We start from the raw sequence: 21453 nt of genomic DNA, 5'->3' as shown, positions 1-21453 counted from the left end.
AACTGATTTTTTGGTCAGATACTACTTAAATATTGTTTGGGGGTAGGGCTTATGACGGTTTGTCTGATGAAGGCATGGTTAAGCGAATTTTTATTCGTTCGCCAATATTTTAGCGGGGTAACTGGGAAACCGCTGTACAGCTATCTGGTTGAATTCGGAGAATACCAGAAACTGAAAAGCATATTAATGACTAACCAGTCTGCCGCTTTCCACCCTGTAAAAGGGATGCATTGGGCTGCCATCTACTGTTTGTACATTGCTGAACGTTTCCGCCGCGATTATGGCGAGAATAGCGGGGAATGGTCATGGGAGTGGGCAGATAGCATGTTGGGTTGTCAATTCAACCATCAACAACACACGCGACTTGTTGAATTTGGCCTTGATTACTGGCAACGACCTATTCGAAAAAGTACCACTGGTCGAAATTTACTAGGCTCGCTCTTTTTGGAAGGCGGGCTACCATGGCCTTTGGTCAAGAGTGAAACACACGGTTTTGGGCGTGTGATCCGTTATGGGTTAAAACATTTTCATGATCATCAGGCAGTGCTAGGAAATACCAGCGATTTGGTAGCGCACTCCGAACGCTATTTACCGCATACCTTTCAGAATCTCGATACACGCTTGTTACTCGCGGGGGTCATTGAGCAACTCATGTTCATTGCGGATAAACACCCTAACCTTAAGCAGGAAAGCAACCCGATTAGCTATCTCGATAGAGTTGAGCCGAACTGGCGGCGTGACTTTCCGTTGCCTTTAAACGAAGCAAATGCCCCATCTATTATCAATGACTGGTTACGTGATGCCAGTCATCGACAGGCAGAAAAGAAAACAGCGGATGTGGAACAAAAGAACTTTTTGTGTGAACACCTACTTTTGGGGGATATTCGTGAGTACTGGCAGATACAAACAGAACTCCTGCTTCCAGAAAGGTTTTCTTTTGGCATTCCCAATGATCAGCTCACGAGTACACGGTTTGAAGTGGTCTTTTATGAAGGCGAAAAGCTGATTGCCCGTAGTGGCGTTGTTTATGGACAAGTTAATGGAAATTCTTTTGAAGTCCGTTTCCCTAAACAGCGAGTCCGGTTGCAACGGTCTAATGTAGAAGAGCCAATCAGTTTGGCTCTATTGGATAACGGCTCCCTTATTGCTCAACAGTTATTTGATAATAGTGCACTTGACTTGAGTGATTCACCATTGATTTTTGAACGTGAGGGTGATGAAAAACGACTCCTCTGCACAGCCACTTGTAATACTGAGAACTCCGAGGTTCTGGTTAGAGTGCCTCCAGAGGCACGTTATACTCCTAAGTCATCTGTTGTTATTCAGCACATGGAGAAAAGTGGTGCATTATGGCTGTTGGTCAGCGACCATCTGGATATTATTGCTGCTGATGACTTATTCACAATACGGCCAAATTCCAATCAGAAATATGGTTTCATCAGGTTGGATGGTAATTTATTGACATACGATTCAATCCCGAAAACAGTTTTTAAGGGCTGGCCAAAAGTTCTAAGTGCCGATGGTAAACGTAGTAGTTCCCCTTTGCAGGAGTATGCCAATGGCAAGCGTTTATGCAACAGTGCCCCTTACCCTGAACGTGCTGGTGTATTTCATTATGTGATCAAAGGCCAGTCGGGAGAAACTCTGTTGCGACGACGTTTTGGCGTGTTGCCGACTGGGTTTGATTTCACTTTATTCGCATCTGATGATAAGAAACCAGCACGTTTGCATGTGACCGGCTATGGGACTTGTACAGTCCATGTCTATGCGGCTCACACGAAGGTAGTTGAGGAGTTCTCAAACAATGGTAAAAGCTATCAGCTTCATAATGATTGGCCTGAAACACCTTCGGTTTTTTTTCTCGAAGTAAAGAGTACTGACAATGTTGAACCAGTCCGGCTGTGTATTCCATTTCCTTACATGGGAGCGCGTCTTCTGGATGATAAGAACAAGGTTATTGATTACCGTCACCTAGTACTTGACCAGCTCTTTGGCAAGCGCGTTGCTCTATTTGCAGCTAGGCAGGATCAGGTTTTTTATCTGCGTTTGAAACTGATTGCCCCAGAGAACATAAATATTAAACATGACTACTCGCTAGTTAAACCGGGAGATAAGCCACTTTCAATCAGTTTGTTTGCCTACCAGAATGACATCAGACAAATGATGGCTGCTGTTAAAAGTCAGGATGCCTATATGGAACTGACTATAGAAACACCGCAACAACGCTTATTGACGTTATATGTAAAACGTTACAACGGTGAGATTAAACAGAACGATGATAATAGCTTTATTACCTATGAACTGGATTCAGGAAAAATTGCATCTGAAGCCAAAGTAGTGGCTATGCTACTATCCGATCCGAAACGCAAACCGCTTGAACTTACAGAAAGGAAAACCCAAGGAATAGGCACTGGTCGTTTTCAGGTCTGTGTTGAAATGCAGAAGGCCAGCCCGTGGTTGCTGTACCCGCATACCGAATCCAGCATTCATTTCAGACCCAAACTCTTTATTCTTGATCTACCTGCCAAAATTGAAGTTTCTATCAGCGAGCCGCACTCGCTCCATGAAGCCGCAAGATTGTTTCACCCCAAAGCTAACCCACATGTGATTGACCAGCAAATCACCGGAATGGCGACAGACCTTGACCATAGTGGCTGGCAATACCTAGACGACCTGAGGAAGAACTACTCACACTTACCTCTATCTACGTTCGAAAGCTGGCTTTCCCTATCCAATTGTTACCCTGCTTTGGCGGTATCACTGTTCCGTCTGGAGGTAGATGAACCCTTCAGTGACCGTATGCGGGATGAACTGGCGATTATTTGGGAGTGCATTCCGTTACAGATTTGGAGTGATGCCTATAAAGCTTTTGAAGCATGGCTGATTGAAACTGGATTGCCAGATCACTACAGGAAAATCATGCTGCAAAACCGAAAATGCGTTTTGAGGAAGGTCGTTTCAGGGTTTGAAGAAATGGCTGGTTATTTTGAAACAGGCGATACAGAGAAACTTCCTTGCATTCCTCCCGAACTTGTTTTGCCTGGATGGCGTGATCAACTGATAGACACTCATGAAAATACAATATGGCCGAATGAACTGAAGTCAAAGTTAGCAAACTGGATAGAGCGACAAGAATTACCACCGTTAGTCAAGGCATTACCAACTGGGGAAAAATATGATGCGGTTATCTATCTGCCAATATTCATGGCCTTCGTGACTGCGGGCAAGGTTTCAGTGAATGATATTTCTCCCGAACTCCCGTTACCTGCGTTAAAATTTTTTATTCGCAAGTTATCGGACTTTGATAAAACCGCCTGGTATGCCCCTACACACGCTTTACTTGCTTCTTACCTTCTTGCGAATCATAAGGATTAAATTTCAATGGCATTTTTCCAGAAGCTCATCAATCAAAGTTTAAGCCGAATACGTGAATCCACTCTCAGTATTTTAGGTATCCATAATATCGGTTTACGCGAGCATCTCTCCAATCAGATGGTTAACGAACTGGGAACCGAAGGGTGTTTTCTTGCACCACCTGTATTTGAGCATACTTTTGGCTGGGAACCTGCTACAACCACATTAGCTGCCATTGAAGGCAAGTTATTATCAAAGAGTCTGCTGGATACCCTAGAGTCGGCTCCTGCATATGATTTTCCACGAACTCTTAAACCGTATAAGCATCAGCTTCATGCATGGAACGTACTATTAAACAAACAACCCAAATCAGTTATTGTCACCACTGGCACTGGTTCAGGAAAAACAGAATGTTTCATGATTCCCATTCTCGAAGATTTGATTCGTGAACAAGAAAGTCAAGATGTTGCGTTGATTGGTGTCAGAGCGTTATTTTTATACCCGTTAAACGCACTGATCAATTCGCAGCAAGAACGTCTGGATGCCTGGACCAAAACTTATGGTCAAAATCTCAGATTCTGTCTCTACAACGGCAAGACAGAGGAAAAGGCTAATACAGTACGAAAGGAACAAAAAGAGAAACCCAACCAGATTCTATCAAGGGAATTATTACGCAGAGAACCCGCACCTATTTTGATGACAAATGCCACCATGCTGGAATATATGCTGGTGCGTCAGGTTGATTCCCCTATCCTGGAGATTTCACGCCAGCAGGGATCATTACGCTGGATTGTGCTTGATGAGGCGCATACCTATGTCGGCTCTCAGGCAGCCGAGATTTCTTTGTTATTGAGACGGGTCGTTGAAGCGTTTGGCAAAAATGCCAAAGACATTCGTTTTGTCGCTACGTCGGCAACCATTGCCGGGGATGATGCCAAAGAACAGCTTACCCGTTATCTTGCAGATCTTGCGGGTGTGTCAGTCGATCAGGTTGAAGTGATTGGCGGTAAACGTGTGTGGAATGAAATTCCCCTTCCTGAACAGCGAGGTTTAAATTTCCAGGCAATACAGGCTATTGACCCGGATACAGAGGTTTCCCCTGTACGTTTTGATGCATTGGCTAACTGCCGTTTCGCTCATGATTTACGCACTCTGATTATCAAGGGGGAGAGACCCTACAACATCAACGAGTTGATCCAGAAAATGGAGCAACAGCTTCACTCAACCAGTAATGAGGATCGGCAGCAGGAAATAATCGGCTGGCTGGATTTAATGACCGGCACTCGCCCTACCACCAAAGAAGACCCATTCCTTAAACTGCGTATTCATCTTTTTCAGCAAATGCTGCACGGCTTATGGGCTTGTGTTGATCCGACCTGCCCAGCGAAACCGGATACTTTGGGGAAATGGCCATTTGGTAATGTTTACGTCAATCAACGCTCCCGATGCCATTGTCATGCGCCTGTTTACGAGCTGGCTTTTTGTAATGATTGCAAGACGCCACACTTGCTGGCTGAGGATAAGGGTGGTGAATTACACCAGCTTAGCCCTTACGTTGAAGATGAATTTTCCCTGAGTTATGAGTCGGGTGATGAGGAAGACGATGGTTTGGGCAAAGAATCCAGAAACGTCACTGGGCGAAGAGTTTTGGCTGGAGGCCAAATTGACAAAGAACCATACATGATTCAGCGTCTTGGTACCGACTTGAAAATTGGTATGGTTAACAACGGAATTAAAGTGTCCATGGCGTATGAGCATGAGGCTTCATGTAGCTGTTGCGACTTGACTTCTTCCTACGGTCGGGACTGGTTGCGAAAAGCTTATCTTGGCTCACCATTTTATACGGCAAATGTAGTGCCAACCGTTCTTGAGTTTTGTCCTGACCCAGATAAGGAAGATTGTGATGGAAAATCGCCTGAAGAATTACCCGGACGTGGCCGAAAACTGATTACTTTCACCGATAGCCGACAAGGTACAGCCCGGATGGCTGTTCGGATGCAGCAAGAGGCTGAGCGTTCCAGACTTCGGGGGATCATATTTGAGATTCTGGCTCAACAGCAGGCCAAGGCGGATTTCTTACCGGTTGATAATCCAGATGAAGATATACAGTACGAAAAATTAATCAGCGAAGCTGAGACTTGGAAACGTAAAGGGATGCACGAAATCGCTGCAACCATGCGTACCTCAGCTGAAAAGTTGAAATCAGGTATTGCTGGAAAACCACAGAGAATCGTGGTCAGTTGGCAAGAATTGATGACTGATCTCGCTGCTTACAAAGACATCTCACAATCTATCCTTGATTACAACCGGGATACCAACCCAATTTTGTTTACAGGGCATGAAGCAGGTATTTCCATTGCCCGTCTATTGCTTGCCAGAGAGTTTACCCGTCGTCCTAAAAATCAAAACAGTACCGAAACTTTAGGTATTGTAAAGATCGGTTATAAGGGACTGGAAAATATCTCCCAGACACCCCGATTTTGGACTGAAACCAGAGCAGCTTCTGATCTTGTCGGCGATATTGCTCAGGGGAAGAATCTGACATTGGATGACTGGCGTAACTACCTAAAAGTTCTGCTTGATTTCTACGTGCGGGAGAATACTTATATCAAGCTCGACAATACCGTCCAATTCTGGATGGGCGCAAGGTTCTCACCAAAATCATTACGTGCGCCTGATGCGGATATTGTGGAAAGCAGCCGTATCAAAAAATGGCCTCAAATTAAACTAGGCAATGCCAGCAGACCGATCAAATTACTGGAAGTTGGCTGTAACCTCGATCGGACGACCCCACTGGATAAGGAAAAAATCAATTTATGGCTTAAAGCTGCTTGGGAGACTTTAACCAGTAGCCAGGTAGGAATCCTGGAATTAGGCGATCAGGGCTATCAGTTACGTTTGGAGACACTCACCTTTTCTCTTCCTACCGAAGCTTGGGTTTGTCGCGAAACGCATCGCCTCCTAGATACGACATTCAGGGGCTTAACACCCTACCTTCCCTTGAAAGTTCTGAAAGGCGTGGATTACCGTTGTGAAAAGATACACTTGCCTAAACTATCAGCGATAAGACCCGACAGTAGCGCTACGCCGAAAGTGACTCAGATTCGTGAACTGGTTAGACAAGATCAGGAAATTGCCGAACTCAGAAGTGAAAACCTGTGGACGGATATAAGCGATAGAACTGTCGAAGGTGGTTTTTACTATCGGACTGCGGAACATTCAGCCCAACAAACGTCTCATCGCCTAGAACAATATGAGGACATGTTCAAACGTGGAAAAATCAATGTACTGAACTGTTCAACGACCATGGAGATGGGGGTTGATATTGGTGGTATTTCTGCTGTGGTAATGAACAATGTGCCACCACATCCAGCAAACTATTTGCAGCGGGCGGGCCGTGCAGGCCGACGTAGTGAATCAAGAGCGATAGCATATACTCTGTGTAAAGCAAATCCACATAATAAACGCGCTTTTAAAAAGCCAGAGTGGCCATTTGTTACCAGAATACCAGCACCCGGCATTACACTGAGTTCAGATAAAATCGTCCATAGGCATGTCAATTCATTCCTGCTGTCTTACTTTCTGCGGACAGAAATACCCCTCACTGAAGAATATACAAAACTGACAGTTAAATGGTTTTTTAATGGTTCAGACTCACCATGTAGCCAATTTATTGAGTGGCTCGAAACCCCTGCCACTGAGGATATCACCGCTCAGTCCGTAAAAAATATTGTTAACGGCACGGGCATCGCTGGACGCAGACTGACCAATGTTTACACAGAATCTACAATAGTATTGAAGGATATTCAACAACGATGGATTGGCGAATTTGAAAAATTAAACCGCCTGTTAAAAGAAGCGAAAGAGGAAGCATACAAAAAAGCACTGGGTCTTGAGCTTAAACGCCATGAGGATGAATATTTATTACGTGACTTGTCTGTGAGAGCTTATTTGCCTGTTTATGGTTTTCCAACGGATGTTGTTACGCTTAATACTTACAATTGGGAAGATTTCAAACAAAGCAAAGAAAAACAGGAATCAGGCAGCAGGGATGATAACCCTGCAAAATGGAAGGAGTTGCCATCAAGAGGGCTTGATATCGCCATCAGAGAATATGCACCCGGTGCTCAAGTAGTAATTGATGGGCGAGTACATCGATCAGTCGGGGTAAGCCTGCAATGGCACGCTGGAGGGCACATCAACGAGGTCCAAAAGTTTGATACCGCATGGCGCTGCAAGGAATGTGGAACTGTTGGGGTTACAGAAAAAGCTTATAGTAACAGTAATGATCTCAAGTGTTCACATTGTAATACTGAAATCCCGTTGTCACACAGAAAACAAGTGCTACGACCTGGTGGTTTTGTCACAGACTTTTATGAAGCAGCCAGCAACGATGTCACAACACAAAAATTCATCCGGGTTGAACGTCCGCGAATACAACTGGATGGTGAGACTGTAGCCTTGCCTGATGCCCGTTGTGGCTTTGTGCGTTATGGGCATAAAGGAAGCGTTTTTTATCATTCCTCCGGGGAGTTCGAATACGGTTATGCCGTATGCATGAGCTGTGGACGTGCTGAATCAATGACTGCACAGAACAACATTCCCGGCGAGTTAATGCCTGACAAAGAACATCGTCCCGTTAGCGGTGGGCGGGTAGGAAGCAACAAGGAGAAAAACTGTTCCGGGGAGGCTGTGCAAAGAAATATCTACCTTGGATATCAGATCACTACGGATGTTTTTGAGTTGTACCTGAAGAACCCTAAAACAGGGCAATGGTTGAGTGACAGCCACGAAGATAAAATTATTGCATCCACAATCGCTGTCGCCTTACGTGATGTAGTAGCTGACCGGTTGGGCATTGCCAGCTCCGAGATGGGCTTCAGCTTCCGGCTCGATAAAGACATGGAAATTGGAGCCGGACGTTCTGTGGTTCAAATCTTTGATCAGGCCAGTGGTGGTGCTGGTTTTGTATTGGCTGCGATGGATGATGTGATCGGTTTACTGAAAGCGGTTCGGGGTAAACTCGATTGTATTGCTGAATGTGAAAATGTCTGCTCATCATGTCTTGCTGCCCAAGATAGCCGAGTAGAGCAAGAGGAACTGGATCGCAAAGCAGCAAGACACTGGCTGGATGAAGCTGACTTTTATTCTTTCCTGAGTTTGCCGCTATCGCTGAATGATATTCCCGGAGCTGCTTATTGTTCCCGAGGTGCTATCCCTTTCATCAGTAAAACCATTAACTTTTTAAGACGAACCTCATCCTCCCTTGTGCTTCGATTGTTGTTATCGGATGATTGCAGTGAATGGGATCTCGGTTACTCTAACTTCCGGGATGTTATTTTTAAATGGCTACTTATTGACAAAACACTGCTACAGATTTGTATCAATTCATCGATCAGCCTCACCGATTCAGTCAAATGCGATTTAGGCAGATTATCAGAACTGGGTATAAATATTGTTTCTTTTAATAGATCAGACCTACAGACTGATGCGCATCTGGTCATCCAACTTGAAACAAACAATGAAACGCAAAGCTTGTTCTGTTCTGATGACAGGGTATTGGTTCCCGGAGAGCATTGGCTTGAATCCTCCTCTTTAGGGGTTTGGGCTTCCACTCGACAAAGTTCTCCATTGTCGGTTAAAGAGATTGACTGTAGTGCATGGAATAAGGTGGAACCAGATGCTACGATTATTGAAATTACTAGTGAACTGAATGGTTCTGTCCGCGAACTTGCCAGTCGTCTGGACTACTTATTTGCGAAGGAGGCTTCTGTCTTTCATTCGCTATTAAAAACTGACCAAGTTGAGAGTATTGTATACTCTGACCGCTACATGAAATCGCCATGGTCAGCTTTACTACTTAGCAGTTTTATTGAGATTTTTTGTGATCAAAACACCCAACATATAGAAATCCATACCTTGGAACCAAGCTCTGATCGTTCAAGTTATCAAGTATTTCATGACTGGTATCGAGGAGAAGACTTAAGCAAGGTGATAAAGTCATTTTTTGCTGGTGCTTTCGGAGTTACTCCAAGAATTGTCATGAAGCAAAATCCCCATGATTTACAGCATGGTAGATTTTTAAAAGTGACGTTTGCATCTGGTAAAGAAAGTACGATCTTGCTTGATCAGGGCATGGGCTACTGGAAAATTCAAATGCCGGGTAGAAACTCTGCCAATTTCAATTTTAACGCTTCTCCAGATCTGCAAGAAAGAGAAATGTTGCGAATATACAATATTGCACAGATGGTAGGCTCCGGGAACTGGCCAACATATCTGAGCGTCATCAATCACAACAACATGAAATAATGCGCCAGAAAGTTTCGACGATGGGAGAATTTTGCTCCCAGTTCGTCCAAATGACTAGCCAAGACTTGCAGTATGCATTCCAATCCATAAACGGTAACAGACCGATATTGGGGAGCCTCTAAAAACCCACATTATCGTCAAATTGAGCAATGAAAAATTAACGGCTTGAAATGGTTATTCACAGGTTTTTAGAGGTTCCTAATATCAAAAGTGGTTAGGCAATCCTTGTCACTCGCCTTCCTGAAGAAGACCTTACGTCTTCAGCCAAATGTACCACCACCCCCACCATCCGCTGTATCTCTGGCATAAAGTCGAACTGCGGTTGCGCCTGCTGTGCTAACCGGTTGAGCCGGTGCAGCGCATCCTCGGCACTGGATGCATGAATGGTACAGATATTACCCGGATGACCAGTATTCCAAATCGAAATCAAATCATAGGCACTCCGATCCCGCACCTCCCCCACAATAATCCGGCTCGGATACTCCCGCAATGAATCAAAAATCGCTTTGGAAAGCGTCAGTTCCGGCGGATTGACCAGCTTCCTGACTAGATTCTCCACCGGACACTGCAATTCAAGGTTATCTTCAATCAGCACCACTCGGTCATTGGAACCGGCAATCTCATGCAGCAAGGCATTCACCAGCGTGGTCTTGCCGGAACCCGTACCACCAGCCACCAGAATGTTCTGCTTATCCCGAATGGCCTGTTTCAGGGTCTCTGCCTGTTCTTGGGTCATGATCCCCTGCCCCACATACTCGTCCAGCGTGTAGATGCGTCGTGCAGGCAAACGAAAATTAAACGTCGGCCCATCCACACTGTAAGGCGGGATGGATGCCTGCACCCTTGCCCCCCAATGCGGAAGTTTAGCGGCAAGGCTTGGCTTGTCCGGGGTGATTTCCATTCCGGCCTCGGTAGCAATCAGGCGGATAATCCGGTTGGCCGCTTCGCTATTGAGGACAATCCCGGTCTTGTACATACCCAAACCCTGCTCATTCACCCACACCTTACCGTCTGGGTTGAGCATGACCTCAGTAATGGTGTCTTTCTCTAGCCAAGGAGCAATCGGCTCCAAAGCAAACTTGAGCATATCCAGACGGCGTTTGGCAGAGTCACTCATACTTTGCCCTCCCCTTCCATATCCAACAAAGCACGGATGTCCTCATTCTTTAGCAGATCGTCTTCAGCAACTTGGGCAATGAAAGTCTTGTGTTGCCTGATCTGGTGCTGGATAAAGGTAATGAACTGGTCAAACCGCTCTGCTGCCATGGCCTGCGCCGCTTCTTTCTGAGCTTGGGGTAAAGGTGGGTTGTAAGCTAGCCACATCTGTACAAAACCCGCTAACCCCGCATCCATCACATCCAGGTTGCGCTCCATCCGCCCTACCCCACGCCGTAACCTGCCCAGCTCCCGCAAGATCAGGGTTGCCTGACTGGAATCATCTAGGTATTCACGCAAGGCAGCCTCCACAATACTGCCCTGTGACTGCCCCTTGGCAGCAGCATAGGCTTCCAGCCGTTTCTTGGTATCGTTCTGTATCCTGATATTCAAAGCCGCATAAGGGACTGACTTACTCATAACGGCATCCCTCCCCCACTCGGCTGGCGTGACTGTTCGATAGCCCGCTGCCTCCCCAGTTGCCGGTTACGCTCCGTGCGTTGCTGCTCCAGTTCACGCATTTTGCGTTTTTCCGCATCCTGATGCCCATCATCCATTTCCAGCTTGGGTGTTGATTTTTCTGGCGGTTGCCTGTCATCAACAGAAATTCCCCATTCCGGGTTATGCTGGATTTCACCCTCCAGCAGTACACCACCCGCGATCCCCGCTGATGCAGCATTGCTATTAGCACCTGACGGCTGCTCTGGCTCCACTGTCGGGGCTGGCAGTTGTAACCAAGCGCTGGGAAGCCCCAGCCCCTTGAGTTCTTTTCCCTGCCATTCGGCGGCATCAGGGCGTGGCAACCTTGCCCTGCCCATGAAGCGCCTGTCTTCGTAGTACCTGACCTTCAATCCCCGGTAAGGTGGGTTTCCGCCCACCATCACCAAGGCTTCAGTAGCCGGAAACTGTAGCACTTCGCCCGGTGTCAGCAAGGCACGCGGGGATTCCTGCTCACTGACCATGACGTGTCCCAACCAGGGCGCAAGCCGGTGGCCTGCATAGTTGGTTTGCCGCCGATTTTCGGTCGCCGTCCCCAGCATTTCCGAAATACGTTTGGCGGTGCGGTCATCCAGTGTGCCGTAAGTAACCCGGATATGACTGTTGTCGAGAATGGAGTTGTTCGGCCCGTAGGCTTTTTCAATCTGGTTGAGGGACTGCGCAATCAGCAAGGCGCGGATACCGTAACCTGCCATGTAGGCCAGCTCACTTTCAAAAAACGTCAAGCGTCCCAAGGTCGGGAACTCATCCAACAACATCAGCAAGTCATGACGGTGTGGCTTGCCATCCTGCCCCATGCTTTCCGTCAGGCGGCGGCCTATCTGGTTGAGCATCAGGCGTATCAGCGGACGGGTACGGTCAGCATCACTGGGCGGGACAACGATATACAGGCTGACCGGGTTTTTGGCGTTCATCAGGTCAACAATCGTAAAGTCGCTGACGGCAGTGTTGCGGGAAATGATCGGGTCACGGTATAGCCCCAGGAAACTCATCGCCGTGGACAGGACACCGGACAGCTCATTCTCACTCTTGTTCAGCAACTCACGGGCGGCAGAAGCCACCACGGGATGTACCCGGTCGCCCAGATGCTTGCATTGGAGCATGTGGTTCAGGGTCTTGAAGAATGTCCGGTCAGGGTCACTCAGGAACTTGGCTACCCCCGTCAGGGTTTTGTCTGGTTCCGCATAAAGGACGTGCAAGATAGCCCCGACTAGCAGGGAATGCCCGGTCTTTTCCCAATGATCCATGCGATCCTTACTGCCATCGGGATCCACCAGGATGTCGGCAATGTTTTGCACATCACGGACTTCATTTTCCCCTTTGCGTACTTCCAACAACGGATTGAAACGCACCGAAAAAGAAGCGGTTGGTTCAAACCGCAGAACATGGGAAAACTGTTTGCGCCAACCTGCGGTAATGTCCCAGTTCTCACGCTTCATGTCATAGACCAGCACCGATGCCCGCCAGCTTAGCAAGGTCGGGATAACAATCCCCACCCCTTTACCGCTGCGGGTAGGTGCAAACACAAAACAGTGTTCCGGGCCATTGTGCCGCAACAAGGTGCGCTCACGGTCATGTGTTTGCGCCAGCACGATCCCCTCGTCCACCAGCACACCGGCCTTCTTCATGTCTTTCAGTGTTGCCCAACGGGCTGTACCGTAAGCATCCGGGTGTTGGTTACGTTTGGCCCGGTTCACTGACATGAACACAATCACCATGAAAATGGCAAACACCCCGCCATAAATGATCAGGGAACCCTGAAAGAAAACGGTCTTGGCGTAATAGTCGTACTGGTACAGCCATGCCCAATATTTCCATGGCCAGTAACACGGTGTCCCGAACACATGGTAGACAGGCTCCCCCAATGCCTCCTGATACCCCAGTTTATGTGCCACAAACTGGGTCGCGGTTTGCAAGGCAATCATGGCTCCGATGAAGGCCACGATGAACTGTCCCCACAAGATGGTTGTGCCACGCATTTGACTCATCGTGCGATCCCCTTCTGAATCTGTTTACTCCACGCCCTACCCTGCGGGTTGATGCCAATAGCCATGTTCATGCCTTTGGGTGGCAGGGGTTCCTGTTTCCACGGAACCATGGAAAATTCCTTACTGTTGGCTACCACTGCATAGCGGCGGTTGGATGGGACATCGACCACCCCCAACACCTTACCTTGCATGGATTCACCGGCTGCCAACGGGCGGAAAGGTAGCCCTGTCTTTTGCTTGATCTGTGCCACCAGTGTCTGGCGTTCCATCTCGTCCAGTGCCGAACGGGAAGCCTGTGTCCCGGCTTCCAGCCCCTGCCCCGCTAACCATTGCGCTCGTAACGCAGCGGTATTGCGCAACTTGATGGCGACACCTTGCGGCCTACCGTCTTCTATCAGCTCGTGATAATGCTCATCTAGCCAAGTACGACCACGGTAAGTGACTTGGGTATCTATAGGGAGTTGGTGCTGGGCAACGAACGCAGCGCGGGTAGTACGGCTGTCTTTCTGTGCCAATGCTTGCACCTGGTCAGGCAGGTCTTCCGGGATTTGCCAGCGATTACCCTCAATGGACTTCACCACACCCAGATTGGAGAGCGTGTTCAAACGAAGCTGGTGAGCGTGGAGGTAACTCTCTTGCTGTGTGGGGGTAATCTTCCCGGCCTCTATCGCCCAGGTCGCATGGGATTCTGCATGGTAAATCCCGTCATGTGCCGCCGCGTAACCGGCAATATTCCAGTCAGCAGCCTTGACGGACTTTTCCTCCAGTACCTGCACCCGGATGACCTGACCGACCTTGGTTTCCTCTTGTGAGAGGTTACTGACAGGAACTTGATGCAAGATCCCATCACGGCTTCCCAAAATAAGGTAGCCTCGCTCGGACATTTCATCACTAAGGCCACGGTCAAGAACTACCCCTTCCAGCGGCGTGACGGTAGCCGGGTCATGCAGGCGGTAGCCACTGGCGGGATGCCCTAACTGCTGTTCTGCACGTTTTAGCCGGGTCATCGCCTCATCGTATTGTCCCAGTTGTTTCAGTTTGTCCGGCAGGTTGTCTGCCAAACGCCATTGTTGCCCGGCAACCTTTTCTGCATAGCCAAAACGCTCCAGTTCCTGCAAACGTCCCAATAACCGCGAGCGTTGCAACCGGGCAGCCGGGGTATCCCCGGCAATATCAAAGGTAATGCGGTTATCCTGGGATTGCTGGATCAGTTCACGGTCGGCGCGGGTGAATGACTTCGCCTTGATTTCTTTCTGGATGGAGTCACGGATTTCGTGTTCCAGCCGGTGGCCAAGTTCCTGGGTTGCCAGCTCGGCGGCACGATGGCGGATACCGTTAGAGATGTACTCACGGTCAATGAAAACTTCCCCACCTTCTTGGTCAAGACCGTGGATCACAATATGGGTGTGGGGGTTATCGGTGTTGTAGTGGTTAATGGCCTTCCAGTCCAGCTTGCGTCCAAGGTCTGACTCCACCTGTCCCATCAGCTTGCGGGTGTAATCTTTCAGATCCAGACGTTCCGCATCTTCCGGTGAAACAATCAAACGGAACTGGTGCGGCTCACCTTCACGAATAGCATCCACTTCCTGACGCTGGATCCCCTCCCCTTCGCGGTCAAAAAAGCCCTCACGTTCTGTACCCTGACCTGTCCCTTCACGGTCAAGGTAACGCAGGTGAAGTTTGGCAGCACCAACCCCGTAAGCGGTCATTTTGATGACTCTTGCTTTGACCACCACCCGGCGGGATCCCAGGCGTTCAGGGGTACGGGTTGCAGGGGCTGAGACACCACGAATGGGTCCAATGCGCGAGGGTTTCAGGTTGGAAAGACGTTTAGGCTTCGCACTACCACGGCGCAAGGAAACGGCAGGTTCTCCCTTCTTTTTCGCCCGCAGGTCAACCCGAAGTGGGAGGTCGTCGTAAGTGTCCTTTTTACCCATCATGACATCCTGTAGAATGGTTATTGCTTTAAATACAATAAGTTGTTATCAGCAAGCTACAAACCTACACACCGTTGTAGAATCATTTAGTGTGGGTTTTCAGGGACTTGAAAAGTACCTGCTACAACACCTTTATCTTGCACTACACATTTCCCCACAAGCTAACCGCTGACGAGCGGTATCTTTTCTACTACTACATGATTTAGCTGGGGTGTCACCCCAGACCCCAAGGTATTTACCACCAGGATGATGGGACAAGGAATACCCAAGGCAACCGCAAGCCGTCTGGGTGGACAGGCTCTTGCTGTGCTGGGTAGCCCTGATACAGGATGGGTTTAGCGGGCAGGCAGGTAAAGCAACGTGGGAAGGGATGCTTGTGTATCCGTTCAGGGCAGAAACCGCAGAACGGTTGCAGCAGGATTGCAAAAGGTTTTGCAGCAGCAATGCAGGATACTTGCAAAATGGGGTGCAACAAACGCTGCACCATTCTCAGTGTTGATAGCCCCAGACAAGGCTTGCCTTGCCGTAAACTGTCGCCTCATCCACCTCCCCAAAATAGCGCGAATCCAGCGACAACGGGTTGTCTTTCAGCATCACCCAAAGGTGTCCAGTTTGCACAGTATGGCAACCATCCAGTTGCGGCATGGGTCTGCCTTTCGAGTCGCTTAGACTGGTTTTATCAAACCATTCACCGTTTAGGGTAATGTCTGTCTGGTGGATGCAAATGGTATCCCCTGCCCTGCCCACAATCCGTTTCAATAATCGGTCATACAACGGGATCCAGCCGCGTTCCTGCACCAGCGGACGGAAATGTGCCGGGATGTCGAATGCCACAATGTCACCGTAGGTATAACCGGGTTCAACCTTGTAAAAACCTTTCGGCAAACTGCTGGTGGTGTTCCAGATCAGCAGCGGGGTTTTCATCTTTGCTACCACGATGGTTGCCAGCACACACCCCATCACCACCAACAACAGCACGATGCGTCCACGCCAGTGCATATCACCCTCCTTCCCGAATAAATCCCAACCCATGTCCTGTTGGCCGATACAAGCCAACCCCTTATCTGCCATCCATTCCCCGTCACGCAACGGGGGATATGTACCCTAAAATGCCTGGTCTGGTTGCGCCACAATCGCCAGACTACCCTGTTCTTTTGCTGCTACCAATGGTCACTCACCGTGAACGGAAACCCATCCGAGCTGCTATAGTAGGCCGCTCTCCAAATCACCAAGGATGTACACCTGCATGACCTGCATTTACCTCGCCGGGCCATTGTTCACAGAAGCAGAACGCATCTGGCACACCCAGACCAAGGCATTGCTGTTGCAGTCAGCGGCACAACGGGACATGGCTTTGGATGTCATCTGGCCTTATGAACTAATCACGAGCGAAGAGATAGCCACGTTGGGCAGTGCTGCCCGGCAGGAGATATTCCGGCGCTGCAAGGACGGTCTGGACAATGCCCATATCGTGGTGGCCTTGCTGGATGGGACGCAGGTGGACGATGGCACAGCTTGGGAGATAGGTTACTTCTTCAGCCGCAAATCAGCAGGGCAAACCATCATCGGTATCCGCACCGATTTCCGTAAAGCCGGTGAATCCGCCACCGCCATTGTCAATGCCATGATTGAGATGGCCTGTGACAGGATCGTGCATGACCGGGATGATCTGGTGGGTGTTGTCTTGCAGGCATTGGGGCTGCCATCAACCCGCCAGCGATAGCCGGAATCTGTAGCACGAAGCCCAATCAGCCCCCATCAGCAGCGGGTAGCTTTGCCAATATCCAGTCCGGTTGATAGCGTTTGCCTGCCAATAGGGCATCCCACAGGATGAAGGTTTCCAGAGGGATGGTGGTGAGGTTGGTGTGGTTATCCTTGAGCAATTTGAAGGTCTTCAACAAGCGTTGTACCCGCAGTTTCCCGGCAGCCTCCAGCAACAGTACCACCGGCTTTTCCAGCCCCGGTAATGAATGCTGACCTGCCCGGTTGCGTACCACCCAGGCACTGGCTTGCCCACCGCCTGCCAGCACATAACAGAAGGTCTGTCCTGCTTCAAACAGCAGACCTTTGTGCTGCTTTCCTGCCACAACCTGTGCGGGACGACCTGCCACCAGACGCAGTGAATACAGCCCATGTTTGCCTGTCAGCAGCAGATTTGGATATGCGTCCGGCATTAATGGTGTGCTGTCTGGGTGTTTGCAGGATTGCTGTTATTATTCTTTTGTACCGCAGCCAGTTGCTGGACTTCCAGTTCACGGATACTTTTTGCCATGCTGCGTGGCAGGTAAACAACCACAGGTTCCCAACCCTCCGGGATACCTTGTCCCGGCATGATTTCCCGCATCAGACCAATAGCGGCTTCACGGGCGGCATCCAGTTCCGAGAGGTTTAGGTGCTGCCATGCAGTGGCAACCCTACCAACGGATTTCCTGACGGCCTCTTTGGAAATATCCAGTACAGAGGCTGCTGTCTCCAGCGTTTCCCCTGCAACCAGTACCCGCCATGCTGCTTGTTGGGGACGTTCCCTAAAACGTTTCAGGGTGGCAACTGCCCGCCTGAAATCCTCCTCTGACAACCTACAGTTGATCATGGATGACCTTTAACATCGCTTTGTTTAGGACAATCGTGCGGATTGGTGTTTGCAGGAAAATCTCTTCGTCTCCCACCCGGAAATTGACTACATTTTCCGGCTTATGTTCTGCCTTTGGGGCAGCTTTGGGTTTGCTTCCGTCCTGTTGCACACTTGCAGGGACAGGTTTATGTTCAACCGGATCTACAACAGAAGAAACAGCAGGTTTTGGTTCGGTCTGAACAGGTGTAACGGCCTCCATTGACCCGGAATTTGTAGCAGATACGGGGGTTTCGTCCTGGTTAGCACTGGCTGGCTTTGGTCTGTCCATCTGGAAAAACAACTCGGCTACTTTCTCCCGCAAACTGCCCCGTGATTCCGGGTGCTGGATCCAGTTTTCAATGAATTGTTTGCCCTCTTCCAGGTGCTTTTCCGTGAAACGGGCGAGCTGGTAAGTACCCATTACATCGGTGCTGTCACCCTCTTCAATGAAGGTTTCGATGATCCCACCAACAGTGCCAATTTTGACCCGCTGCGAGATCCACGCCTTGGGTTTTCCCAGTGCCTCCCCGGCAGATTTGGCTGATCCACAAAGCTCACACATTTTCATGACTGCCCGTACTTCATCCAACAGAGTGAAGCCTTCCCGGTCAATGTTCTCAATGATCTGGGCTGCTGCTAGGGCAGTTTGTTCAAATTCGCGTACTACAGCAGGAATGGTATTCAGACCAGCAATCTGTGCCGCCCGCCAGCGACGTTCACCGGCTACAATAATGTAGCTGTCAAACGCATTCCCATTACGTACCACAATCGGTTGAATGACACCTTGTGCCTTGATGGAATCCGCCAGTTGCTGCAACTTTTCGGGATCAATCGACTTGCGGGGTTGTTCTGGGTCGGGGGAAATCTGGTGCAATAGCAACTCGGCAATGACAGTAGTATCTGCTTCCAGTTCTGCGGCTAGGGAACCTAACCCGAAATCATCATCTCTCATCCTTTGTTCCTCATGCCCATTTTTTCCATAATTTCCGCCATGACTTCCAGCATCTCGACTGCGGCTACCCGTGCAGCACCACCATTGGGTTTATCCCATACGGCTTTACTATCATAGGCCGCATTGGCAATGGCAGAACGGTCTGCAAGTGGTTTGGCAATCAACTGTCCCGGCAGCAGTTCCTGGAATTTCTTCACCATTTCCACCTGTTGTGAATTCCGGCTGTTCCAGCGGTTCAGCACCAGTCCGAGAAATTTCAGGGACGGGTTGTGTTTGCTGCGCACTGCCTTGATTTTGGCGTACAGGGACTTGACCCCACGGATGCTGTACGCATCAGGGATAACAGGAGCTACAGCAAAATCAGACGCAATTAACGGGGCCAGCATGGAGAATCCCATGGATGGAGGGGTGTCCAGGATCACCAGATCAAAAGTGGCAGCGAAGCTGCGCAAGCGTTGCCGATATAGCTGCACACTCTCAAAAGGCAGGCGTTCAATCCCCAATAATCCGTTGTCAGCGGGTATCAGTTTGAAGTCTTCACCATCAATGCTATGCATGGGTGCTTCCTGCCCTTCTAAGAACAGGGCTGATGCTCCGGCTGTAGGTGACTCAACATTGAAGAAAGCACTGATATTACCTTGGGCATCCATGTCGATGATCAGGACAGATAGCTTCTTGCTTCGTGCATACAGGGCAAGGTGTGATACAAGGGTGGTTTTTCCTGTCCCCCCTTTGTGGATCGCCACCGTCAGGATTTTTCCCATGGATGTCCTCGTGTAGTCAGGTTTTCATTTAGAGCCGTAAATACAACCTATATAACAACCTATAGAGGTGCATACCATTGGCTTTAGCAGTATCTTAGACCTAATAACCGAAAAAACAACCTTCAAAGGGTTAAGCGGGGAAGTTTTACATGAAAAACTCGAATCCCAACCCGGAATTTGTAGCACGAAACCGGAACCAGTCACCCAATTCCTGACTAGAACACCTTTACTGGCTAAAAATCCAACCAATGTAAAACCATCCCGCTATCACTACTGCGAAATAATGTCCATATCGCCCTTTAATTTCCCCAAATCGTCAGTCAGGAGAAGAAATACATCATCATCCTGGTATAAATACCTTGGGGTTTGGGGCAACGCCCCAAGACAAAGAGCGTATGACCAAAGGGAATTCCTTGTAGGCTGTCCGTAGGACAGGGCGTAGCACCTTTAGGTGCGAAGGGTTGGGTCTTTTTACCTTGAAGTGCTTGGTTATCCACAGATTTTTGTGTGTCTACTATGACTTGTTTTTAAATATTTATCTTGTTTTCTTTTTTTAAGATTTTAGGATTGGATTTCTTTTTTGTTATCATTAGGTTACAATGGTTATCTGCTACAGATTCCGGCTGTTCGTGCTACAGATTCCGGGTTCAATGCTACAGATTCCGAGTTCGTGCTACAGATTCCGGCTGTTCGTGCTACAGATTCTGACAATCCACATTTTATCAACAAGATACCAACAGAGTTATCCACGGATTTTTGTGCTATCCTTCTGCTACTGCTACAAATGTTTGTAGTTGTAGCAGCTAGTGAAGGATTGCAGCACGTGGATGATATTACCAACTGGAAAGTTACCAAATCCAATGAACTGGTGAAAGCGGGTTATACGTTGAGTTTGAATGAGCAACGTCTGATCTTGTTTTGTATTGCCCAAATTGACTCAAGGAAGCCTTTTTCGCGCATCAAGGCGGTGACTGCGGCTGCTTTTGCGGCTGCCTATACGCTTGAGACTCGCCATGCTTATGAAGCCTTAGAGGATGCAACAGAACGGCTGTGGAACCGGGAAGTAAAGACCCGGTTTGAAGATGGTAGGGTTGAGAAGGTTCGTTGGGTTAGTAAGGCGACGTATGACAGGGGTAATGGTCGGGTTACGGTGAATTTTTCCCCGGAGATACTGCCATTTTTGACGCTGTTGAATGAGCGTTTTACCAGTTATGACCTGCGCTACATATCACATCTGACCAGTACGTATGCTATCCGGGTTTATGAGTATCTTAAGCAGTACGTGAAACTGCGGTCTTCTATCCGTGTGACGCTGGTAGATTTCAAGGAAATGCTTGAGTTGTCAGATTCTTATATGCGTTTTGCCAACTTCAAGGCACGTATTCTGGTTCCATCCGTTGAGCAGATTAACTCGCATACCGACTTGCGGGTATCCTGGGTAGCAATCAGGGAACAACGTTCGGTGGTAGCGATTGATTTCCGTTTCACAAAGGCATCGCAACAGGAAGAATTACCCTTGTTGCCGGTGGTGGAAGATTTGGACGAGAGTGAAGCAGCCTAATTGCTACAAATTCCGGGTTGCCGGAATAATATAGGGTGTCCGAAGACACCCTTGCATGTGGGACGCTTCCGCATCACCCTGGGCGGTCATCGGCTCCTCAGCCTGTACCGCACTTATGACTATAGCACATCGTCCGCATTTTCCTGAATCCTGACATTTTGCCGTCCTGCTGGTATTTTGTGACGTTCGTCCTGCTTTACTCCCCTTGGGTACGTTTTTAGTCGATGGCACTGAAAATCAGGCTGGCTTCTGGGTGTTGTTCAGCATAATGGGTGTTTTTGCCCAAAAGCACGAATCGGACTATTCCAGAACCTCGCCACCTGA

Annotated in this window: 13 protein-coding genes; 4 read left to right on the top strand and 9 right to left on the bottom strand. The window is 48.8% G+C overall.

Features of this window, described 5'->3' with window-relative positions:
• Positions 1-66 precede the first annotated feature (66 nt).
• Positions 67-3375 (top strand): STY4851/ECs_5259 family protein, encoded by a 3309-nt coding sequence (locus tag Q0307_RS18015; RefSeq protein ID WP_298662589.1) that lies wholly within the window; start codon positions 67-69, stop codon positions 3373-3375.
• A gap of 6 nt (positions 3376-3381) precedes the next feature.
• Positions 3382-9663: a DEAD/DEAH box helicase gene (locus Q0307_RS18010; protein ID WP_298662588.1), complete on the top strand. Its 6282-nt coding sequence runs from the start codon at positions 3382-3384 to the stop codon at positions 9661-9663.
• Positions 9664-9877: 214 nt separating this feature from the next.
• Here the strand turns inward: Q0307_RS18010 and Q0307_RS18005 are convergent, their stop codons facing one another.
• The 5 genes from Q0307_RS18005 to lepB all read right to left on the bottom strand — a co-directional run bounded on the left by Q0307_RS18005 (position 9878) and on the right by lepB (position 16240).
• Entirely contained in the window at positions 9878-10780 is a 903-nt protein-coding gene (locus tag Q0307_RS18005) for an ATPase, T2SS/T4P/T4SS family (protein WP_298662586.1), read from the bottom strand.
• Positions 10777-11238, bottom strand: a complete 462-nt coding sequence (locus tag Q0307_RS18000; protein ID WP_298662585.1) for a ribbon-helix-helix protein, CopG family — start codon at positions 11236-11238, stop codon at positions 10777-10779. Before Q0307_RS18000 ends, Q0307_RS18005 begins: the two co-directional genes overlap by 4 nt.
• On the bottom strand, positions 11235-13295 hold the full coding sequence (gene traG, locus Q0307_RS17995; protein ID WP_298662651.1) for an IncP-type conjugal transfer protein TraG: 2061 nt from the start codon (positions 13293-13295) through the stop codon (positions 11235-11237). Before traG ends, Q0307_RS18000 begins: the two co-directional genes overlap by 4 nt.
• A gap of 5 nt (positions 13296-13300) precedes the next feature.
• Positions 13301-15244 (bottom strand): DUF3363 domain-containing protein, encoded by a 1944-nt coding sequence (locus Q0307_RS17990; RefSeq protein WP_298662583.1) that lies wholly within the window; start codon positions 15242-15244, stop codon positions 13301-13303.
• 486 nt (positions 15245-15730) lie between these two features.
• Positions 15731-16240, bottom strand: a complete 510-nt coding sequence (gene lepB / locus Q0307_RS17985; RefSeq protein ID WP_298662581.1) for a signal peptidase I — start codon at positions 16238-16240, stop codon at positions 15731-15733.
• A gap of 247 nt (positions 16241-16487) precedes the next feature.
• On the opposite strand from lepB, the gene Q0307_RS17980 reads away from it, so the two are divergent.
• Complete coding sequence (locus Q0307_RS17980; RefSeq protein ID WP_298662579.1) at positions 16488-16964, top strand: nucleoside 2-deoxyribosyltransferase; 477 nt, start codon at positions 16488-16490, stop codon at positions 16962-16964.
• Positions 16965-16989: 25 nt separating this feature from the next.
• Here the strand turns inward: Q0307_RS17980 and Q0307_RS17975 are convergent, their stop codons facing one another.
• Genes Q0307_RS17975 through Q0307_RS17960 form a run of 4 tightly spaced genes read right to left on the bottom strand, consistent with a single transcriptional unit; the run spans position 16990 to position 19568 of the window.
• Complete coding sequence (locus Q0307_RS17975) at positions 16990-17415, bottom strand: hypothetical protein (protein ID WP_298662577.1); 426 nt, start codon at positions 17413-17415, stop codon at positions 16990-16992.
• A complete protein-coding gene (locus Q0307_RS17970; RefSeq protein WP_298662575.1) occupies positions 17415-17831 on the bottom strand; it encodes a TrfB-related DNA-binding protein in 417 nt (138 codons plus the stop codon). The genes Q0307_RS17975 and Q0307_RS17970 overlap by 1 nt, the downstream gene beginning before the upstream one ends.
• On the bottom strand, positions 17818-18804 hold the full coding sequence (locus Q0307_RS17965; protein WP_298662569.1) for a ParB/RepB/Spo0J family partition protein: 987 nt from the start codon (positions 18802-18804) through the stop codon (positions 17818-17820). Before Q0307_RS17965 ends, Q0307_RS17970 begins: the two co-directional genes overlap by 14 nt.
• Positions 18801-19568, bottom strand: a complete 768-nt coding sequence (locus tag Q0307_RS17960) for a ParA family protein (RefSeq protein WP_298662567.1) — start codon at positions 19566-19568, stop codon at positions 18801-18803. Before Q0307_RS17960 ends, Q0307_RS17965 begins: the two co-directional genes overlap by 4 nt.
• A 580-nt stretch (positions 19569-20148) precedes the next feature.
• On the opposite strand from Q0307_RS17960, the gene Q0307_RS17955 reads away from it, so the two are divergent.
• On the top strand, positions 20149-21129 hold the full coding sequence (locus Q0307_RS17955) for a replication initiation protein (protein ID WP_298662565.1): 981 nt from the start codon (positions 20149-20151) through the stop codon (positions 21127-21129).
• Positions 21130-21453 lie beyond the last annotated feature (324 nt).

The sequence above is a fragment of the uncultured Thiothrix sp. genome, assembly GCF_937873765.1.
In the GTDB taxonomy this organism is placed as follows: Bacteria; Pseudomonadota; Gammaproteobacteria; order Thiotrichales; family Thiotrichaceae; genus Thiolinea.
Note: the sequence above shows the minus strand (reverse complement) of the source record. Positions and strands in the feature narration are given on the sequence as shown.